The sequence below is a fragment of the Gemmobacter sp. 24YEA27 genome, from assembly GCF_030052995.1.
In the GTDB taxonomy this organism is placed as follows: domain Bacteria; phylum Pseudomonadota; class Alphaproteobacteria; order Rhodobacterales; family Rhodobacteraceae; genus Pseudogemmobacter.
On record NZ_JASJPW010000001.1, the window covers coordinates 1,129,549 to 1,147,828 of the forward strand.

An 18,280-nucleotide genomic window follows, 5' to 3' on the forward strand; every position below is an offset into this window, starting at 1 on the left:
AGCAGTTTGAGGACAGGTATAAGGGCAATACGGCATTTTGCCTGAAAATTTGGCAAAATATCGTCACTCTGACTGACGATTGGTGCATATACCATAAAATATGCCGGATGGGTCGGTCATATTGACTGACCTGCCGGAGTAACCATCAAACCGCAAGGCGGCGCGACTGGGGTGGAAAATCGCTATGCCGCCCATGCAGACCGGGAAAACAGGTCGCGGCCCGGGGTGGCGCCTGCGGAAAACCTGACGCTCACGCGGCCTCCGGCTCCGGGTCCACCAGGGTCACGATATCCATCATGATCCGGTTCAGCTCGAAATCTTTCGGCGTATAGACGGCGGCCACCCCCATGGCGCGCAGCTTCACCGCGTCCTCCTCGGGGATGATGCCACCTACGACAACCGGGACGGTGAGGCCCGCCGCCCGCATCCGCTCCATCATATCGGAGATCAGCGGGATATGGCTGCCCGAAAGGATCGAGAGGCCGACGACATGCACGTCCTGGTCGGCGGCGGCGGCGACGATCTCGGCAGGCGTCAGGCGGATACCCTCGTAATGAATCTCCATGCCGCAATCGCGGGCGCGGGCGGCGATCTGTTCGGCGCCGTTCGAGTGGCCATCGAGGCCGGGTTTGCCCACCAGGAAGGACAATTGCCGGCCCAGCCGGGCCGAGACCGCCGAGACCGCCTCGCGGATCGGCTCCAGCCCTTCGGTGCGGTTCGAGGGGTTCTTTGACACACCTGTCGGCCCGCGATACTGGCCAAAGGCCTTGCGGACGGTTTCGCCCCATTCGCCGGTGGTGGCACCCGCTTTGGCGGCTTTGATCGAGGGCGGCATGATATTGCGGCCCTGGGCGGCTGCCTCGCGCAACTCTTCCAGCGCCTCGCGGACGCGGGCCTCGTCGCGGGCCTCGCGCCAGGCGCGCAGGCGGTCAAGCTGATCGGCCTCGGCCGCTTCATCGATGACCATGATCGCGCCATCACCGGTGGTCAGGGGCGAGGGTTCGGTTTCGCGCCAGCGGTTCACGCCAACGACGATGGTCTCCTGGGTCTCGATCCGGGCGATGCGCTCGGCATTGGCCTCGACCAGCCGCGATTTCATATATTCGATCGAGGCGACCGCGCCGCCCATGGCGTCGATCTGCGCCAGCTCGTCACGCGCGCCCTGCTTCAGCGCCTCGACCTTGCGGTCGATGGCGGGGTTCTCGTCAAAGAGGTCGTCATATTCCAGCAGGTCGGTTTCATAGGCGAGGATCTGCTGCATCCGGAGCGACCATTGCTGATCCCAGGGCCGCGGCAGGCCAAGCGCCTCATTCCAGGCGGGCAGCTGCACGGCGCGGGCGCGGGCGCGTTTCGACAGCGTCACGGCAAGCATCTCGATCAGGATGCGGTAGACATTGTTTTCCGGCTGCGGTTCGGTCAGGCCAAGCGAGTTGACCTGCACACCATAGCGGAAACGCGAGTATTTCTCGTCAGTTATGCCATAGCGGTCGCGACAGATCTCGGTCCAGAGATCGACGAAAGCGCGCATCTTGCACATCTCGGTGACAAACCGGATGCCGGCATTCACGAAGAAGGAAATCCGCCCGACCATCTTGGGGAAGTCCTTTTCCGCGACCTTCCCTTTCAGATCATCAAGCACCGCGCAGGCCGTGGCCAAAGCAAAGGCGAGCTCCTGTTCCGGCGTCGCGCCGGCCTCTTGCAGATGGTAGGAACAGACATTCATCGGGTTCCATTTCGGCAGATGCTGCCCGGTCCAGGCCGCGACATCGGTGATCAGCCGCAGGCTCGGTTTCGGCGGGCAGATATAGGTGCCGCGCGAGAGATATTCCTTGATGATGTCGTTTTGTACGGTGCCCTGAAGCTGGGTGATATCCGCGCCCTGTTCTTCGGCCACGGCAACATACAGCGCCAGCAGCCAGGGCGCCGTCGCATTGATCGTCATCGAGGTGTTCATCTGTTCCAGCGGGATATCTTTGAACAGAGACCGCATATCGCCCAGATGGCAGACCGGCACGCCGACCTTGCCGACCTCGCCGCGCGAAAGCTCATGATCGCTGTCGTAACCGGTTTGCGTCGGCAGATCGAAGGCAACCGAGAGCCCCGTCTGCCCCTTGGCGAGGTTGCCGCGATAGAGCTCGTTCGAGGCGCTGGCGGTCGAATGGCCGGCATAGGTGCGAAACAGCCAGGGCTTATCCTTCACCGGCTTTGCGCCTGCGATGGTCTCCGTGGGAGCTTTTGCTTCGGTCATGGTCGCCTCACCTGTCACGTGCCGTCAATTCTGCATGCGCAATAATCTTTCGCATTGATAGAGGTATCGATTATTTAATGACAATGTCAATCGCTGCAATGCGGCGCTCGCGATGCAGGTGCAAAAGAACTCTGGCGCGCTGGCTTTGGCCCCGGAAAGGGCGTAATTCCCGGGCTGAAACCCTGCCTGAGATCCCAGACGCGCCCGGAGGCCAGATGTTCGTCGCCACTTTGCTGACCAGCCCCGAGACCCCGATTCTGAACCGCGAAACGGTCGAGAGCCTGCGCAATGCCTGGGGGGGCGGTGATGCACGCTGGCTGGATCCTGGCGTGGCGGCCGAATTCCCTTTGGCCAATGTGCCGGACAACGTGGATCAGGTCTGGCGCGACCTCCAGTCGCTTCGGCTGGATCTGGCGATCCAGCCCGAAGCGGGGCGGAAGAAACAGCTGCTGATCGCCGATATGGACAGCACGATGATCCGCCAGGAATGTATCGACGAGCTGGCCGATGAGGCCGGTGTGGGGGCGCATGTCGCGGGGATCACTGCGCGGGCGATGAATGGCGAGCTGGATTTCGAGGCGGCTTTGCGCGAACGCGTGGGTCTGTTGAAAGGCCTGAAGGAAAGCGTGATTGCGGGCGTGATCCGGGACCGGATCACGCTGATGCCCGGCGGCGCGGTGCTGCTGAACACCATGAAAGCGCAGGGCGCCTATACGGCGCTGGTCTCGGGCGGGTTTACCGCCTTTACCGCCGCCATTGCGGCGCGGCTCGGCTTTGACGAGAACCGCGCCAATACGCTGCTGGTTGAGGAGGGGAAGCTGACCGGCAAGGTCGCCGATCCGATCCTCGGGAAAGAGGCCAAGGTGACGGCGCTGGAAGAGATCACAGCCAGGCTCGGGATCGGCGCGGATCCGGTGATCGCGGTGGGCGACGGTGCCAATGATCTGCCGATGTTGCATCGCGCGGGCACCGGGGTTGCGCTTCACGCCAAGCCGAAGGTCCAGGCCGAGGCGAAGATCCGGGTCAATCACGGGGATCTGACGGCGCTGCTTTACCTGCAGGGCTATACGCGCGAGGAGTTCGTGGCATGATTGTCCGCCGCGCTTTGCCAGCAGATGCACCCGCGATGACCGCGCTGCAAAACCTCATCATCCGCGAGGGCGGCACCACTGCCTATGAGGATGAGCGCGAGGAGGCCGATATCCTCGCGCGCTATATCGCGCCGGTCGATGGCATCTGCTGCCATGTTGCCGAGCTCGAGGGCCGGGTGATCGGCTTTCAGGTCGTCTCTCCCAATCCGGCGCTGCCCGCAGGCTGGGCGGAAATCGGGACATTCGTTGCGTCGGATGTCCAGGCACGCGGCATCGGCCAGGCGCTTTTCGCGGCCACAGGCGCTGCCGCCCGCGCGGCAGGTGTGGCAGTTCTGAACGCCACGATCCGCGCCGATAACCGCCCTGGCCTTGCCTATTATGCGCGGCTTGGCTTTGTGGATTACAGCGCCGATCCGGGCTGGGCGCTGAAAAGCGGCGCGGTTGTCGGGCGGGTGAGCCGGCGGCTCGACCTCTGACATGTTTGAAATCGCGACGGATCTGGCGCTTCTTCTGATGCTTGCGGCCTTTGTGGCGGGGATGATCGATTCCATCGCCGGCGGCGGCGGCCTGATCACGGTGCCCGCTTTGCTGCTTGCCGGCGTCTCGCCGATCGAGGCGCTGGCCACCAATAAGCTGCAAGGCAGCTTCGGCTCTGGCACCGCCGCACTGACCTATGCGAAAGCGGGGCATGTGCGCCTGTCCGAGCAACTGCCGATGGCGGTGATTTCGGCCCTGGCGGCAGCGGCGGGCGCGATGGTGGCACATCTGATTTCGGCGGATCTTTTGCGGATCATCATGCCGGTCGTGCTGATCGCGGTGGCGGGCTTTTTTGCCTTTCGCAAAGGGCTGAGCGATCAGGATCGGGTGCAGCGGATGAAGCCCGCGATTTTCGCCTTTACCATCGTGCCCGCCATCGCGGCCTATGACGGCTTTTTCGGCCCCGGGACAGGCAGCTTCTTCATGATGGGTTTCGTGCTGTTGGCCGGATATGGGGTGCTGCGGGCCACCGCCCATACCAAACTCCTGAATTTCGCGTCAAATCTTGGCTCGCTTGCGGTGTTCATACCTTCGGGAAATGTGCTCTGGCTGGTGGGGCTGGGCATGGCGCTGACCCAGACGCTCGGCGCCTGGATCGGGGCGAAGCTGGCCATGCGGATCGGGGCACAGCTGATCCGACCGCTGCTGGTCGTGACCTCGGGCGCTATGGCATTGCGTCTGATATGGCAGATATTCCACGGCTGACCCCCAGGGTCATACTGACGGACGGGGGACCGGGAGGCACCTTATTCTGCACCGGGATCCCTGTGATCGGATCCCCATGTCGCGTCCTGCATCTCGCGCAGCCGGCTCGCGGTGCGTTCAAATTCAAAGGCGCCGGTGCCTTCGAGGTATAACCGCTCCGGCTCATCCGCCGCCGATGCGATCAGCCGCACCTTTGCCTCGTAAAGCGCGTCGACCAGCGTCACAAAACGCTTTGCCTCATTATAGTTCGATGCCGAGAGCTGCGGGATATCTTCCAGAATCAGCACCCGGCAGGCGCTGGCAATCGCAAGAAAATCCGCGGCCCCCAGCGGGCGGGCGCAAAGATCGTAAAAGCCCGCGCGCCCGACGCCGCTGGCAAAGCGCGGCAGCTCGACCTCGCGGCCATTGACCGGCAGCCGCAACGCCGTGCCCGCAGCGCCGCCGGTAAGGTCGTTCCAGATCGCATCGATCCGGCCGTGATTGCTGCCGGCGGGCTGGAACCAGACCTGCGCCCCGGTCAGCCGGTGCTGGCGATAATCATTGGCGCTGACGATCTCATGGATCACCAGCTTTTCGCGCAGGATGTCGATGAACGGCAGGAAGAGCTGCCGGTTCAGCCCGTTCTTGTACAGATCCTCGGGAGGGCGGTTCGAGGTCACTACAACCACCAGGCCCGCCGCAAAGAATTTCTCGAACAGCCGCCCCATGATCATCGCATCGGTGATATCGGTGATCTGCATCTCGTCAAAGGCCAGCAACCGCAGCTCGCGCGTGATCTTTGCCGCCACCGGCGCCAGCGCATCCTCGACGCCGGTCTTGCGCGCCTCATGCATCCCGTGATGGATTTCCTGCATGAAAGCGTGGAAATGCACGCGGCGTTTCGCCTCGATCGCCGTCATTTCGGTGAAAAGATCCATCAGCATCGATTTGCCACGCCCGACGCCGCCCCAGAGATAAAGCCCCTTCGGCGCCGCCGGAGGCGCCTTGCCGAACAGGCCCGACAGAAAGCCGCCTTTGCGCGGCGGATGGCTCTCGAGCCAGTCGCGCAGGCTCTCGAGCAGGGGCATTACATCGCGCTGTGCCGGGTCGGGGCGCAGGCTGCCATCGGCCACCCGGGCCTCGTAAATCTCGGAAAGGGTCTGTCGCATCCGCGCTTTATAGCCGGGCGGCGCCGGGGCGGGAAGCACCAGACGCGGCAGCTGGCGGGGGAAAGTGGCGGGGTGAATGCGGACCGGTGGAGGCTGACGGGGGCATGCCGGTCCGGGAATAATAGCGACAAATCGAATTACCCCCATTTCCACTAACCGAATCTATACCTGCTTGTCCGATTCTGCCGGGGTAACATGTCTGACCCCGGGGGTTTATCTAATGAATCGGCTGCGTTCACTCGGCCTCGTCACCAAGCTGACCGGCCTTTCGCTTGTCATGTTCCTGCTTGTGGGGGGGCTCGGCGTCTGGCTCGCCAGTCACAAAGTTTCGCAGGTGGTTGAGGAAAGACTGCAGACGCTGATCCTGATGGCCACGCGTATGACCGCCGCGATCACGCAGGACACTTTCGCGGGGCTCAGCTATCAGATTGATGCAAGCGGCAACGTGACCGACGCCGTCTGGGACGGGATCCCGACCTTCAGCAACCACACTATGGTGGATGAGGCGAAAAAAACCGCCGGCACGCATTTCTCGATCCTCCGCTGGGATGATGCGCGCGGCGATTTTTTCCGGGTGACCACCAGCATCTTTGACGAGGCTGGGCGCCGCTGGGTGGACTCTCCGCTGGGCCTCGATCACCCGGCCAGGCCCTATATCCTGCGGGGCGAGCGCTATATGGGCCCGGCGGTGCTTTTCGGCGAAACCTATTCGGTCAACCTGATCCCGATCCGTGATCTGAGCGGAACGGTTATCGGGATCCTGTGTAATTTTGTGCCCGAGACCGTCTTGCGCGGAGATCTGCGTTCGGCCGAGATCCAGGGGATCATCGGGGTCGGCATCGCCTCGCTGATCGGTGCCCTTATACTATTCCTGGCCAATCGGGGGCTGCTGCGACCGCTTGGATCGCTTTCGCAGGTGCTGGAGCGGATTCGCAGCGGTGACGCCACGGTCGAGGTGCCCGCGCTGAGCCGTCAGGATGAGATCGGCACCTTTGCCCGCGGCTTTGAAGACTGGCGCCGGTCGGTGGTTGAGACCGAAGCGATGAGCGAAGAATCGACCCGTCGGGAGGCCGAGCAGAGCCGGGTAGTGCGGGACCTGTCGGATTCGCTGGCGCGGCTGTCCGGGCTGGATCTGACGGCGGCGATCTCGAACCCGGCAGAGGATCCTTTCCCGGTCCGTTACGAAGAGTTGCGACAGAATTTCAATGGTGTGGTCGATATGCTGGCGGAAACCATGGTGATGATCCGCCAGATCGCCGGCTCGATCGACAGCGGTGCGGCAGAATTCAATACGATCTCGCAGGATATGTCGAACCGTACAGAAACTCAGGCGGCGACGCTGGAAGAGACCGCCGCCGCGCTGGACGAGCTTACGGCAAGCGTGCAGTCGACTGCTGAGAATGCCGCCAATGCCGATACGCAAATGGCTGAAAACGGGCGTCAGGCCGAGGAAAGCGGCCAGGTTGTTCACCGCGCCATCACCGCAATGGAGCAGATCGAACAAAGCTCGCGCCAGATCACCCGCATCACCGATGTGATTGACGATATCGCGTTCCAGACCAATCTTCTGGCACTCAATGCCGGGGTCGAGGCCGCAAGGGCGGGTGAGGCAGGCAAAGGTTTCGCCGTTGTTGCGTCCGAAGTCAGGTCGCTGGCGCAACGGGCTTCCGAATCGGCGCGCGAGATCAAGCGGCTGATCAGCCAGTCGACCGAGCAGGTTGAGGCGGGTTCTGCCCTCGTGCATGAGACAGGATCTGCGCTGAACCGGATGATTGAACGCATCCATTCGGTGACCACGCTGATCGCGGATATCGCGGCTTCGGCGCGGGAACAGTCGCTTGGGCTTTCGGAAATCAATACCGGGGTGAAACAGCTGGACGAGGTCACGCAGCGCAATGCGGCGGTGGTGGTGCAGAGCACAACCTCTTCCGACGCTTTGCATAATGATGCGCAGAAACTGAGTGAAACGCTGCAGCGCTTTGTGGTGCCTGCAGCCAGAGAGGCAACGAAACGGGCGCCGGAGATCCGTCTGCCCACCCCGGCACGCACGCCCGAAGGGTTCCAGCCGATCCCGATCGCCCGTACCGGCACCCATGACGGCGCGCAGCAATGGGAAGACTTCTGATCAGATGTGGCCCCCGGTCAGTTCCCGGGGGGATGCCACAACATCTGCTCATGGGGATCCCGGGGGGCAGGCGGAGCGGCATCTGCCCTGCGGCGGCTGACTGTCCGTATCCGGGATCAGGTCGTCGGACAGTCTTTGCCCCAAGCGACACCCGTCGCAGAGAGACCCGGTAAAGCGACCTGCCATCGCAGAGGGCTCGCTTGCCGGATCGGGAGGGACAGTCAGCGCGCGGAGCGATCCCAGCCCGGCAGCCATTCTATCGTCGTGCAGCCGGCAAACCGCGCGAGCCGTTCCATTTCGGCCTGAAGTCTTGCCTGCCGCCCGCTTCCGGCCCGGATCCCGGTCTCAGGCCAGAACCCTGCGACCCGCAGGCACCCGCTGGAGCGATGGGCCTTCACATCCATCCGGCCGATGATCCGGTCACCCTCCAGGACCGGAAAGACGTAATAGCCATATTGCCGCTTTTCTTCCGGGACATAGATTTCAATGCGATAGAAGAAGCCAAAGAGGAACTCTGCGCGTTTGCGATCCCGCAGGGCAGGGTCAAAGGGCGACAGGATCCTGATCCGGCCCGGAGGTTCGGGCGGACTTTCGTTCAGGGTGTCTGGCCAGAGAAAGACGTCGCGACTTTGCCCCTGCCAACCCTCGATCTTCGCCCTTGCGACCTCGCCCCGGCGCAGTGCCGCCTCGCACCAGCCCTGTGCCTCTGCCGGGCTGATGGCCTTCCAATAGGCGGCAAGTTCGCCGCTGGTCGCAAAGCCAAGCCTGTCCAGCGCTGAACGGCAGGCCCAGTCCACCGTTTCTTCCCGGTGGGGCCTGTGATGATGGAGCGCGGCAGGTATGACCCGTTCCGCAAGATCATAGACTTTGCGAAAGGCATCGCGACGGGCAATCGCCAATGCGCCGGACTGCCAGAGATATTCGAGGGCCGCCTTGGACGGATGCCAGTCCCACCAGCCGCCCTTTTCGCGCGGCGTGTCTTTGGTGAAATCCGAAGAACTGACGGGCCCGTGGTCCGAGACATGTTGCAAGATGCGGTCGAATTCGGCTTCGAAACCGGGTTTTTGCCAGCCGGTCCAGCGCTTTACCAATGTCCGCCGGTTCTCGTCGAAACGGTGATGCCAATGCGGGAAGATCGAGACCGGCAGGATCGAGGCGTCATGGGTCCAGTGTTCCCACAAAAGCCGGTCACGCTCGATCAGGGGCTTCATCCCGTCCGGCCGGTAATTTTGCCGCCGCGCGTAAAGGATCATGTCATGCGCCCGCCCGACCGTGGCGATGCTGTCGATCTGGACAAAGCCGATGCGGTCGATCAGGGCCGCAAGGGCGGCGCCGGTGGCCGGGCCGGTTGGCGCCTCGGCAAGCGCATGTCGGTCGAGAAAAATCCGGCGGGCGGTCTGATTGGAAATCACGGGCTGCGACATGTGACAGGGGTAGCAGGCCGCAGCCAGAGGTCAAGCGGCGCGCATGGGAGACGGCCGGGCACGGGCCCGGCCTTTAGAAAGAATATATGGCGAAAGGCGCCCGGCCCCGTGGGTTGCACGCCCCGGGGCCGAAACGGTTTCAGCGTGCGGCAAGCAGTTCCGGCACCGAGAGCAGGATGAACTCGTTATCCGCCGCGCGACCGATCTCGCGCCCGCCCGAGAAGGGCAGGTTATTGTCATTGGCGACCAGGATATGGGTCTCATCCACCCGCGCCACATCCTCGATGGTGAAGAAGGGGAAGGTGAAAGGCCCCTCTGCCGGTTTCAGACCCGCCAGCGCCTTGCCATCCGGATCCTGGATATCCATCAGGTCGATATGGCCGATGCGTTTGATAAACCCATCAGCGTCAGTCGCGGCAGTGTCGACCAGCACGATATTCTTCACCCGCGCCGGCTGCGGGTAGCAGCTTACCATATCAGTGGCACCCTCGGCACAGGCCAGCGCGGCGTCGCCCTCGCCATTGTCGCGCTCGATCACCAAAGCGCGGGTCTCGTCGATAAAGTTGAAATCGCCGATCGCCTTCGCGCCTTCTGCCAGGCGGAATTTGAAACTGTCGCCGGTCCAGTCGGCCTTGGCCGTGTCAAAGGTGAAGACGCGCAGGAAATCGCCCTCGATCTCGCCGCCTTCGATCAGCAACGGTTTTTCCAGCATGCCCCACAGCAGATTGCTGCCGGGCTGCAGCCCCATACCTTCATAGCCGCCCGAGCGCTGGACGCGGTAATCGGTGCCGGGAACCGCAGGAACCACGGTGCCGGGCGTGTCGGGGCCGGTCAGCGCCACGCCGTCCATCATGGTCTGATGTACCGATTTCACCACGCCATCGAGGCCGACGCGCAGGATGAAGGGGCCGAATTCCTCACCGATCCAGATCTCGTCATTCAGGTACTGGATCGATTCCGGGTCGAAATCCGCGCCGGTCAGATAGCGGCCTTCAGTGCCCTCATTCGCGATGCGGAAGGGGACGACGTGGCCGGGATCCTTCAGGAACACCGTCTCCAGCCGTTCGACCTTGCCAGAGGTGAAATCGGGCGCCAGGCGGTGGAACATCAGCATCGCGTCGGGGGAATTCAGCTTTGTGCCGAAGCCGTTATCGGTCAGCGTGAACCAGCTGCCATCTTCCGCGCGGTTCATCGCAAAGCCCGACAAGCCCTGCACAGGCTGGCCGATAAAGGGCAGCGAAATGCCGGTCGGATGCGCGCCGTAGGCCTTGCCGACATCCCCCATCACGCTCATCGGCGCCTCATTGCGGGTCTTGCCGGTGAACTTCCCCGAGACCCAGAGGTCACGCGGTGCGTCGGCCGGTGGGGTTACCATGGTAAAGGCCGGCAGGAAGGCATGGCCGGCCAGTCTGACGGGGAATTTCTCTTCCGCGATGGCGGGCAGGGCGATGAGGCCGGTCAGGGCAGTGGTCAAAGCAAGGGTGAGGCCGGGGCGCATGGGCGAACTCCTGTCGTCGCGTTTCATGGCGGGACAGGTAGCGGCGCTTTCTGACAGTCAGGTCTCAGCCCTGCGACATTACGGTTGCAATATCGCAGACAGAGCGGATTTCTCAGGCGCCTGCGGTTTCCGCCGCGATCTGCGCGCGGGATTTGCGCGCGCGTTCGGTCGCGGATTTCAGCTGACCGCAGGCCGCCATGATATCCTCACCACGCGGGGTGCGGATCGGCGAGGCGTAACCGGCCTTATAGATGATATCGGCGAAAGCCTCGATGCGCTCCCAGTCCGAGCGCTCATAGGGCGAGCCGGGCCATTCATTGAACGGGATCAGGTTGATCTTGGCGGGGATGCCCTGGATCAACTTCACCAGCCGGCGCGCATCAGCGTCAGAGTCGTTCACGCCCTTGAGCATCACATATTCAAAGGTGATGCGTTCCGAATTCGACAGGCGCGGATAGTCGCGCAGCGCGCCCAGGAGCGTCGCGAGGTTCCATTTCTTGTTGATCGGCACCAGCTTGTCACGCACCTCATCCGTGGTGGCGTGGAAGCTGATCGCCAGCTGGCAGCCGATTTCCTCGGCGCAGCGCGCAATCTCGGGCACCACGCCCGAGGTTGAAAGCGTGATGCGGCGGCGCCCCAAAGCGATGCCTTCGTCGTCGCGCACGATCAGCATCGCGTCACGGACGGCGTCGAAATTATAGAGCGGCTCGCCCATGCCCATCAGGACGATATTCGACAAAAGGCGCTCGCCGGTCGAGCCCTGGCCCGGTTCCGGCCATTCGCCCAGGTCGTCACGTGCCAGCATGACCTGGCCGACGATCTCGCCCGCCGTCAGGTTGCGCACCAGTTTCTGCGTGCCGGTATGGCAGAAGGAACAGGTCAGCGTGCAGCCGACCTGGCTCGACACGCAAAGCGTGCCGCGGCCTTCCTCGGGGATATAGACCGCCTCGACCTCATGGCCACCGGCGATGCGCAGAAGGTATTTGCGGGTGCCATCGGCCGAGACCTGGCGCGTCACGATCTCGGGCAGTGCGATCTCGAATTTCGCAGACAACAGCGCGCGGTAGTCTTTGGCGAGATTGGTCATCAGTGCGAAATCGCGCACGCCCCAATAGTAAACCCATTGCCAGACCTGGCCGACCCGCATCTTCGCCTGTTTCTCGGGCGTGCCGGCAGCGATCAGCGCGTCTTTCAGCTGGGCGCGGGTCAGGCCGACGAGATTGACCTTGTCCGTCTCCGGCAGTTTGCGCGGAATCGTCATCACATCTTGTGTGATCGGGGCATCAACCGCGCGGGCGGGGGTGAGGTCGTTCATCTGGCAGATCCTTCAGGATAGAGCCTTGCTACAGGCGATCTGGCTATTGTCAGGCTGCGCTATACGCGATTGGCCCCAAATATGAAAGCGGCGAAAATGAAAGCGCCCCGCCGGAGGGCGGAGCGCGGAATATTTGCCGGTGATGCTGCTTATTTGCAGCGCGCCGCCGCGTCATCCATCGCGGCCGAGAAGCCGCGCAGGCTGAATTTGTCGCGGGTCTGGGTGCCACGGCCCGAACGCGCCGAGACCACCGCATCGGCACCGCCACGCAGCGCGCGGATCAGGGTGGCATCGTCTTCGGCTGAACCCGACCAGGCCCATTCGCCATCCGAGAACAGATTAAAGGTCGAACTGCCGACGGCAACCGTCACGGTCGAGCCGCTGGCAAAGGGGTAGCCACCGGTGAATGACACTTGCGGCGCGACGCCCGGACGGTAGGTCACGAAAAGCAGAACGTCACCACGCCGCACTGAAACCGGCTGGCCATCCTTGGTATTGACGGATTCCCGCGGTTTCGAGACGCCCCAGCATTCTTTCGGATTGCCGTCCACAAAGACGTTCCAGTCCGTCATTGATGTGACGAGATTGGTCGATTCCTGAGCCGATGCCGCGAAGGGGGCGGCCAGGATGATTGCGCAGACGCCAATGGCGCGACGAAGGGCGATAGTCATATGTCTGACGCAGCCTCCAAGCTGTCTCTTGCCTCTGTTTACGCCTTGCCTCAGTCTTGCGGCCGTTCTGATAGGGGCCATTCTGATCTGGCAGGCGCTTTCTGAACCCGATATTGCAGAAATACTTAAAAATGGCAGGGGGTAAAAGCCCTCTGCGCAGAAAATCGCACATCTGTGAGGGACGGAATGGCGCGGAAAACAGGAAGTGACGGTCGCAGGGTCGATAGCGGAGCCGCTCCGCTGGCGGAACTCTGGCGCGGTGGCGTGTTGGAAAGCACCCATCTGGGGCATGCGGTGATCTGCGATGCCAAGGGGATCATCGAGGCCTGGGGGAACCCGTCGGCGGTGATTTTTCCCCGCTCGTCGTGCAAGATGATCCAGGCGCTGCCTTTGATCGAGACCGGCGCGGCAGCGGATCGCAGGCTGGGGAGCGAGCATCTGGCACTTGCCTGCGCGAGCCATGAGGGCGCGCATCTGCATGTGTCAAAAACCGGGCGCTGGCTGGCGGATCTGGATCTTACCGAGCCGGATCTGCGCTGTGGCGCACATGAGCCCGCCGACCGCGAGGAGCGCAACCGGCTGATCCGCGAGGGAGAGGCGCCCTGCCAGCTGCACAATAACTGTTCGGGTAAACATTGTGGTTTCCTGACCGTGGTGCAGCATCAGGGCTGGGGGCCCGACTATCACGAGATCGACCATCCTTTGCAGCGTGCGATCCGCGATGCGACCTCTGAGGTTGCGGGCGAGGAGATCTCGGGCTGGGGGATTGATGGCTGCTCGGCACCGAATTTCGCGCTGAGCCTGGAAGGGCTTGGCCGCGCGATGGCCGGTTTTGCCAATGCAAAACCGGGGCAGGGCGCCAGGGCCGAAGCGATGGTTGCACTGCGCGAGGCGATGATGGCGCATCCGGAACTGGTCGCGGGCGAAGGCCGCGCCTGTACCGGGCTGATGCGGGCCGCGCGCGGCCGCGCTGCGGTGAAGACCGGCGCCGAAGGGGTGTTTATCGGCATCCTGCCGGAACGCGGTATCGGCATCGCGATCAAGGCCGTCGACGGCAATCACCGCGCCTCTGAAGCCGCGATTGCGGCGCTTCTGGTGCGGCTGGGCGTGGTCGAGGCAGGCGATCCGCAGGTGTCGCGCTGGCTTAACCCGGTGCAAAAGAACTGGCGTGGGCTGGTGACCGGTGAGGTTCGGGCGCCGCCGGATTGGCCTGACCCCGGCGTGAGGGGGCACGTCCTGAGATGCGGCCTGTGAAAGGGCCGTGACCCGGAGTGTAACGAAGCTGTGTCGCGCAGCGCTTGATTTGTGGCAAAGCGGCGGGCAGACTGGTTGCATGAACATGGAAGCGCCCCTTCCCTTTCCGGCGGGTGGTAAAGAGCCGGAGATCGTCGCGTTCCAGCGGCAGGAGCTCTCTGTAATCCTGCGGCTTTACGGGATGATGGTGGCCGCCGGCGAATGGCGGGATTACGGCATTTCGCATGGGCGGGAGGCGGCGGTTTTCTCGGTCTTCCGTCGCAGCGCCGAGACCCCGCTTTACCGCATCGAAAAGCGCCCGAAGCTGCGGCTGAAGCAGGGGATCTATGCCGTTCTCGGCGAGGGCGGCCAGGTTCTGCGGCGCGGGCATGAGCTGGAACAGGTGCTCAGAGTGCTGGAGCGCAAGCTGATCCGACCGGTTGGCTGAGAGCTGAGGGGAGCAATTTCAGCATAACTGCCGGAGGGATGCCGGCCCTGCAGAACCCCGGCATGTTGTCGCCATGATGAATTGCCGCTGCGCAGTTTTTTGACCGGTGTGCTGTCAGGGACGGCGGCGGGTGATGAGGTCGCCTCCGTAATGGGACCGAATTCTGGCAATGGCGGCCGCGAGGTCTTCATAGGCCACCGACATCGTATAGCCATTGGCGTGGATCAGCCGGGTCGGGCTGGTCATCAGCGCGACATGGCCTTTCCAGAACAACAGGTCTCCGCGGTGCAGGGGGGCGCTGTCGGGGATGGCCTGGCCGATGCTCTGCTGCAGATCGCTGTCGCCTGGGCAGGCGAGGCCGGCGGCATGGAAGGCAAGTTGCACAAGGCCCGAACAATCGACCCCGGCGGCGGAGTTCCCACCCCAGAGATAGGGGGCATCAAGAAGGGATTGTGCGACCGTGACCGGATCCCGCGCCGCCTGGTCCAGCGGCGCAAGATGGGATTTCGGGATAAAGCCATCGGGGGTTTCCGTCCAGGAGCCGGTTTCGCCGGTGACCGTGACGCGGGCGTTCAGCCAAAGGGGCATCAGCGGCGGAGCCTGGACGCGGGGTTCCGGATAAAGATGGGTTGCCGGGCTGTGCACACGATGCGAGGCCGCGCGGGGCGGGGCGAGGCTGGTTGCCGCCACCCAGCCACAATAGCCGTCTTTCGCGGCCATCAAGAAGATATGGCCCTCCCGCCGGTCGATCACCGTGACCTCGTCGCCAAAGATCAGCTGCCGGTCGATCGCCCCTGCCGGTGCGGCCAGCAGCGGCGCCAGTGGGGTTCCAATCTGCGCAGGCTCCCCCTCGGTCAGGGGGACATCCGCGATGCGCCCCCTCAGCGAGATATGGCCGATCCGGCCGGAAAACGGGGTCAGCCGGCGGTCCATGTCAGTGGCCCATCCTTATAGCCCCAGGATTTCGGGCAAGGCGTTCAGGATCGCCCGCGCCCCCTGGCCCGCGCCGCCTTTGGGCCGCGCTGGTGCGTCAGAGGGCGTATGGCCATAGATGTCGAAATGCATGTAGCGCGGGTGATCGGCAAAACGGCGCAGGAAAAGCGCCGCCGTGATCGCCCCGGCAAAGCCGAAGCCGGGCGCATTGTCGAGATCGGCGATACCGGGTTCGATCACCGGCTCATAAGCCTCGTGGAAGGGCAGCCGCCAGACCGGGTCGAAGCCGGATTTTGCCCCGCGTTCCAGAGCTGCGGCCATCGCATCATCCTGCGCCCAATAGGGGGCGAGATCGGGGCCGACCGCGATCCGCGCAGCGCCGGTCAGCGTCGCCATGGTGATCAGCGCATCCGTGTCTTCCTCGGTCGCAAAGGCCAGCGCATCGGCGAGCACGAGGCGGCCTTCGGCATCGGTATCATTGATCTCGACCGTCAGCCCCTTGCGGCTGGTCACGATGTCTTTCGGCTTTTGGGCATTGCCCGCGATCACGTTTTCCACCGCCGGCACCAGCAGCCGCAGCCGGATCGGCAGGTTCAGGGCCATGATCATCTTTGCAAGGCCCATGGTGGTGGCGGCACCCCCCATGTCCTTTTTCATCAGAAGCATGCCGTTTGGCGGTTTGATATCGAGGCCGCCCGTGTCGAAACAGACGCCCTTGCCGACCAGGGTGAGGCGCGGGCCCGTGCTGCCCCAGCGAAGGTCAAGCAGGCGCGGCGCGCGCGGGCTTGCCTGGCCAACCGCATGAATAAGCGGAAAATTCTGCGTGATCAGATCATCGCCCCGGATCACCTGTGTGGTGGCGCCATGTTCGGCCGCGAGCGCGAGGAAGGCGCTTTCCAGCTCGTCTGGGCCCATATCGCGGGCGGGGGTGTTGATCAGATCACGGGTGAGGAATTCGCCCGCCGCCATCGCCTCGATCTGCCGCGCATTGACGCCGGCGGGCACAACGAGTTGCGCAGGCTGCGCCGGGGTTTGCCGGGGCGGTAGCGGTCGAACCGGTAGGAGGCCAGGAGCCAGCCAAGCGCCGCCTCGGAGGCGAGATCGGCGGCGAGTTCGGTCGCGAAATGCCAGGTGGTGCCATCGGGCAGCGCGCTTGCGGCTTTGGCCAGCACAAAGCGCTGCCGGGCCCGGGCGCGGTCTGTGCCCAGCCCCGCCACCGCGCCCTGGATGCCATCGCCCCCGGGAGGAGGCGCAGCTCGCCCGCCGCCGCCTCAAAGCCGCTGGCCCGCAGCCAGGGTGCGAATTCGGCACCTTTTCCGGCCAGAAACTCCGGCAGGCCGGCAGGGGTGACGATATAGAGCGGCAGAGACCCCGCGCCTGGTTCGAGGAAGCGGGGCTCTGTTCTGGTCTGCTCTGCCATGATCGGGTCCGGTTCTATGTTGCCGCCAGGCCGGGGCCTGGTCGCGCGGTCAGTGATTGCGCGAGACTGGCCTGGCGGGCTTCCGGCTGCAAGGGGCGCTCGCGTGAGGGGAACACACAGGTGATCCCGAGAGCTTTCCCGGCCCGCAGCAGTGGCTACAGCGATCCATCGGCGAATTCCGGACCCGGGTTGAGCGAGCGCCGCGCGATCCGTAAAATCCGCGCCCAGACCGCGGCGAAAGCCGTGCCATCGCCCCGCCTCAGGCAAAGGCGTGCATCCGAAGCTGCGCGTTCCAGGCTCTGCATGCCGAGGTTATCCGCCATGGCGCGGAGCTTTTGCAGCTGCCGGTCCGCGCTCTGCAATTCATGATCGCGGATCTGACTGGCCAGACCTGCCAGCACCTGCGCCAGCTCTCCCAAAGCGCGGCTTACGACCTGATCGGCCGCAGCCGTGCCAAGGCTGCGATAGATAGATGCGATTACTTCGCCATCCTGCAAAATCCGCTCCTGCGGATGCAGTATTTGTATGGTCCCCATTGCCTTACCCCGTGGCCCCACCAGGCCAAACCCCCAAAACCACCACCAGAGCGATCGCAGCCCGGCCCGCCTGACGGCATTGAGCGCCGCAGGACGGGCCGGAAACGCGCGCCGCCCTGGCGGAAATTTCCCATTACCCACACAGATCTTTGCAGCGATTTGCTTTCGACTTCGCTAAACCTGCAGGGCTCGCATCGGTTTTGTGGCGATTTTGCCCCTCGCAATTTCTGCAAATGCGAAGTACTCAGAGCAACCAAGGAGCAAGCCCATGATCCAGGCCCGCATTCTTCCGCAATACCTTGTCCAGCGCTTTCACGGCTGGCGTGCAACCAGCTATCAGAACAACCGGGCGTGGTATCGCCGCCTTGCGGAAAGCGGTCAGCACCCGCGCGCCATGGTGATTTCCTGCTGCGACTCACGCGTGCATGTCACCTCGATTTTCGGCGCGGATGAGGGTGAGTTCTTCATTCACCGCAATATCGCGGGCCTCGTGCCGCCCTATACGCCGGACGGCAAGAATCACGGCACTTCGGCGGCGGTGGAATATGCGGTGACCGCGCTGAAGGTCGCGCATATCCTGGTGGTCGGGCATTCGAATTGCGGTGGCGTCAAGGGCTGCCATGACATGTGCACCGGCCATGCGCCTGAGCTGGAAGAAAAGACCAGTTTCGTCGGCCGCTGGATGGATATTCTGCGCCCCGGCTTCGAGAAAGTCGCCCATCTGCCCGAGGACGTGATCCTGCCCGCGCTTGAGAAAGAGGCGGTGCTGGTCAGCCTTGAAAACCTGATGACCTTCCCCTTCGTGAAAAACGCGGTCGAGAATGACATGCTGACGCTGCACGGCATGTGGAACAATACCGGCGAGGGCGAACTGGAACAGTTTGATCCCGAGAAAGGCGTTTTCGTTCCCGTCTGAGCCGCTTCAGACGGGCCGTTCAAAAGCGCTGT

The 18,280-nt window shown here is 63.5% G+C and carries 15 protein-coding genes and 1 pseudogene; 7 read left to right on the plus strand and 9 right to left on the minus strand.

Annotated features, from left to right (window positions below; translation table 11 throughout):
• Positions 1-250: 250 nt before the first annotated feature.
• Complete coding sequence (locus tag QNO18_RS05605) at positions 251-2,248, minus strand: protein meaA (protein ID WP_283176897.1); 1,998 nt, start codon at positions 2,246-2,248, stop codon at positions 251-253.
• A 215-nt stretch (positions 2,249-2,463) separates the two neighbouring features.
• Here QNO18_RS05605 and serB point away from each other — a divergent pair, with 215 nt between their 5' ends.
• The 3 genes from serB to QNO18_RS05620 are packed head-to-tail and all read left to right on the plus strand — an operon-like array spanning position 2,464 to position 4,581.
• Positions 2,464-3,339: a phosphoserine phosphatase SerB gene (gene serB, locus QNO18_RS05610; protein ID WP_283176898.1), complete on the plus strand. Its 876-nt coding sequence runs from the start codon at positions 2,464-2,466 to the stop codon at positions 3,337-3,339.
• Positions 3,336-3,815: a GNAT family N-acetyltransferase gene (locus tag QNO18_RS05615; protein WP_283176899.1), complete on the plus strand. Its 480-nt coding sequence runs from the start codon at positions 3,336-3,338 to the stop codon at positions 3,813-3,815. The genes serB and QNO18_RS05615 overlap by 4 nt, the downstream gene beginning before the upstream one ends.
• Before the next feature lies 1 nt (position 3,816).
• A complete protein-coding gene (locus QNO18_RS05620) occupies positions 3,817-4,581 on the plus strand; it encodes a TSUP family transporter (RefSeq protein ID WP_283176900.1) in 765 nt (254 codons plus the stop codon).
• 41 nt (positions 4,582-4,622) lie between these two features.
• Here the strand turns inward: QNO18_RS05620 and zapE are convergent, their stop codons facing one another.
• On the minus strand, positions 4,623-5,729 hold the full coding sequence (zapE, locus tag QNO18_RS05625; RefSeq protein WP_283176901.1) for a cell division protein ZapE: 1,107 nt from the start codon (positions 5,727-5,729) through the stop codon (positions 4,623-4,625).
• A gap of 220 nt (positions 5,730-5,949) precedes the next feature.
• Here zapE and QNO18_RS05630 point away from each other — a divergent pair, with 220 nt between their 5' ends.
• Entirely contained in the window at positions 5,950-7,854 is a 1,905-nt protein-coding gene (locus tag QNO18_RS05630) for a methyl-accepting chemotaxis protein (protein WP_283176902.1), read from the plus strand.
• A gap of 221 nt (positions 7,855-8,075) precedes the next feature.
• On the opposite strand, the gene QNO18_RS05635 is transcribed toward QNO18_RS05630, so the two are convergent.
• From QNO18_RS05635 to QNO18_RS05650, 4 genes are all read right to left on the minus strand, one after another.
• Positions 8,076-9,278: a crosslink repair DNA glycosylase YcaQ family protein gene (locus QNO18_RS05635; RefSeq protein WP_283176903.1), complete on the minus strand. Its 1,203-nt coding sequence runs from the start codon at positions 9,276-9,278 to the stop codon at positions 8,076-8,078.
• Between the two features lie 139 nt (positions 9,279-9,417).
• Entirely contained in the window at positions 9,418-10,776 is a 1,359-nt protein-coding gene (locus QNO18_RS05640; RefSeq protein WP_283176904.1) for an esterase-like activity of phytase family protein, read from the minus strand.
• 112 nt (positions 10,777-10,888) lie between these two features.
• Entirely contained in the window at positions 10,889-12,091 is a 1,203-nt protein-coding gene (rlmN, locus tag QNO18_RS05645) for a 23S rRNA (adenine(2503)-C(2))-methyltransferase RlmN (protein ID WP_198836048.1), read from the minus strand.
• Between the two features lie 149 nt (positions 12,092-12,240).
• Positions 12,241-12,762: an invasion associated locus B family protein gene (locus QNO18_RS05650; RefSeq protein WP_283176905.1), complete on the minus strand. Its 522-nt coding sequence runs from the start codon at positions 12,760-12,762 to the stop codon at positions 12,241-12,243.
• 186 nt (positions 12,763-12,948) lie between these two features.
• Here QNO18_RS05650 and QNO18_RS05655 point away from each other — a divergent pair, with 186 nt between their 5' ends.
• Together QNO18_RS05655 and QNO18_RS05660 are read left to right on the plus strand one after the other, a co-directional pair.
• A complete protein-coding gene (locus QNO18_RS05655) occupies positions 12,949-14,016 on the plus strand; it encodes an asparaginase (RefSeq protein ID WP_283176906.1) in 1,068 nt (355 codons plus the stop codon).
• Between the two features lie 79 nt (positions 14,017-14,095).
• Positions 14,096-14,443 carry a DUF2794 domain-containing protein gene (locus QNO18_RS05660; RefSeq protein ID WP_092901145.1) on the plus strand — a complete coding sequence of 116 codons (348 nt, stop codon included), beginning with the start codon at positions 14,096-14,098 and terminating at the stop codon, positions 14,441-14,443.
• A 114-nt stretch (positions 14,444-14,557) separates the two neighbouring features.
• Here QNO18_RS05660 and QNO18_RS05665 read toward each other — a convergent pair whose 3' ends face one another.
• The 3 genes and pseudogenes from QNO18_RS05665 to QNO18_RS05675 form a co-directional block, all read right to left on the minus strand.
• On the minus strand, positions 14,558-15,376 hold the full coding sequence (locus QNO18_RS05665; protein WP_283176907.1) for an NlpC/P60 family protein: 819 nt from the start codon (positions 15,374-15,376) through the stop codon (positions 14,558-14,560).
• Between the two features lie 15 nt (positions 15,377-15,391).
• A pseudogene (locus QNO18_RS05670) lies at positions 15,392-16,796 on the minus strand (leucyl aminopeptidase family protein).
• Positions 16,797-16,951: 155 nt separating this feature from the next.
• Entirely contained in the window at positions 16,952-17,293 is a 342-nt protein-coding gene (locus tag QNO18_RS05675) for a hypothetical protein (RefSeq protein WP_283176908.1), read from the minus strand.
• A 307-nt stretch (positions 17,294-17,600) separates the two neighbouring features.
• On the opposite strand from QNO18_RS05675, the gene QNO18_RS05680 reads away from it, so the two are divergent.
• Complete coding sequence (locus QNO18_RS05680; RefSeq protein ID WP_092901157.1) at positions 17,601-18,248, plus strand: carbonic anhydrase; 648 nt, start codon at positions 17,601-17,603, stop codon at positions 18,246-18,248.
• Positions 18,249-18,280: the final 32 nt, after the last annotated feature.

What these genes read in the sequence shown, in the direction of transcription:
- QNO18_RS05630 (WP_283176902.1), top strand. Translation starts at nt 5,950, where the DNA reads ATGAATCGGCTGCGTTCACTCGGCCTCGTCACCAAGCTGACCGGCCTT.
- QNO18_RS05605 (WP_283176897.1), bottom strand. Translation starts at nt 2,248, where the DNA reads ATGACCGAAGCAAAAGCTCCCACGGAGACCATCGCAGGCGCAAAGCCG.
- QNO18_RS05660 (WP_092901145.1), top strand. Translation starts at nt 14,096, where the DNA reads ATGAACATGGAAGCGCCCCTTCCCTTTCCGGCGGGTGGTAAAGAGCCG.
- zapE (WP_283176901.1), bottom strand. Translation starts at nt 5,729, where the DNA reads ATGCGACAGACCCTTTCCGAGATTTACGAGGCCCGGGTGGCCGATGGC.
- QNO18_RS05665 (WP_283176907.1), bottom strand. Translation starts at nt 15,376, where the DNA reads ATGGACCGCCGGCTGACCCCGTTTTCCGGCCGGATCGGCCATATCTCG.
- serB (WP_283176898.1), top strand. Translation starts at nt 2,464, where the DNA reads ATGTTCGTCGCCACTTTGCTGACCAGCCCCGAGACCCCGATTCTGAAC.
- QNO18_RS05640 (WP_283176904.1), bottom strand. Translation starts at nt 10,776, where the DNA reads ATGCGCCCCGGCCTCACCCTTGCTTTGACCACTGCCCTGACCGGCCTC.
- QNO18_RS05655 (WP_283176906.1), top strand. Translation starts at nt 12,949, where the DNA reads ATGGCGCGGAAAACAGGAAGTGACGGTCGCAGGGTCGATAGCGGAGCC.
- QNO18_RS05615 (WP_283176899.1), top strand. Translation starts at nt 3,336, where the DNA reads ATGATTGTCCGCCGCGCTTTGCCAGCAGATGCACCCGCGATGACCGCG.
- QNO18_RS05635 (WP_283176903.1), bottom strand. Translation starts at nt 9,278, where the DNA reads ATGTCGCAGCCCGTGATTTCCAATCAGACCGCCCGCCGGATTTTTCTC.
- QNO18_RS05650 (WP_283176905.1), bottom strand. Translation starts at nt 12,762, where the DNA reads ATGACTATCGCCCTTCGTCGCGCCATTGGCGTCTGCGCAATCATCCTG.
- rlmN (WP_198836048.1), bottom strand. Translation starts at nt 12,091, where the DNA reads ATGAACGACCTCACCCCCGCCCGCGCGGTTGATGCCCCGATCACACAA.
- QNO18_RS05680 (WP_092901157.1), top strand. Translation starts at nt 17,601, where the DNA reads ATGATCCAGGCCCGCATTCTTCCGCAATACCTTGTCCAGCGCTTTCAC.
- QNO18_RS05620 (WP_283176900.1), top strand. Translation starts at nt 3,817, where the DNA reads ATGTTTGAAATCGCGACGGATCTGGCGCTTCTTCTGATGCTTGCGGCC.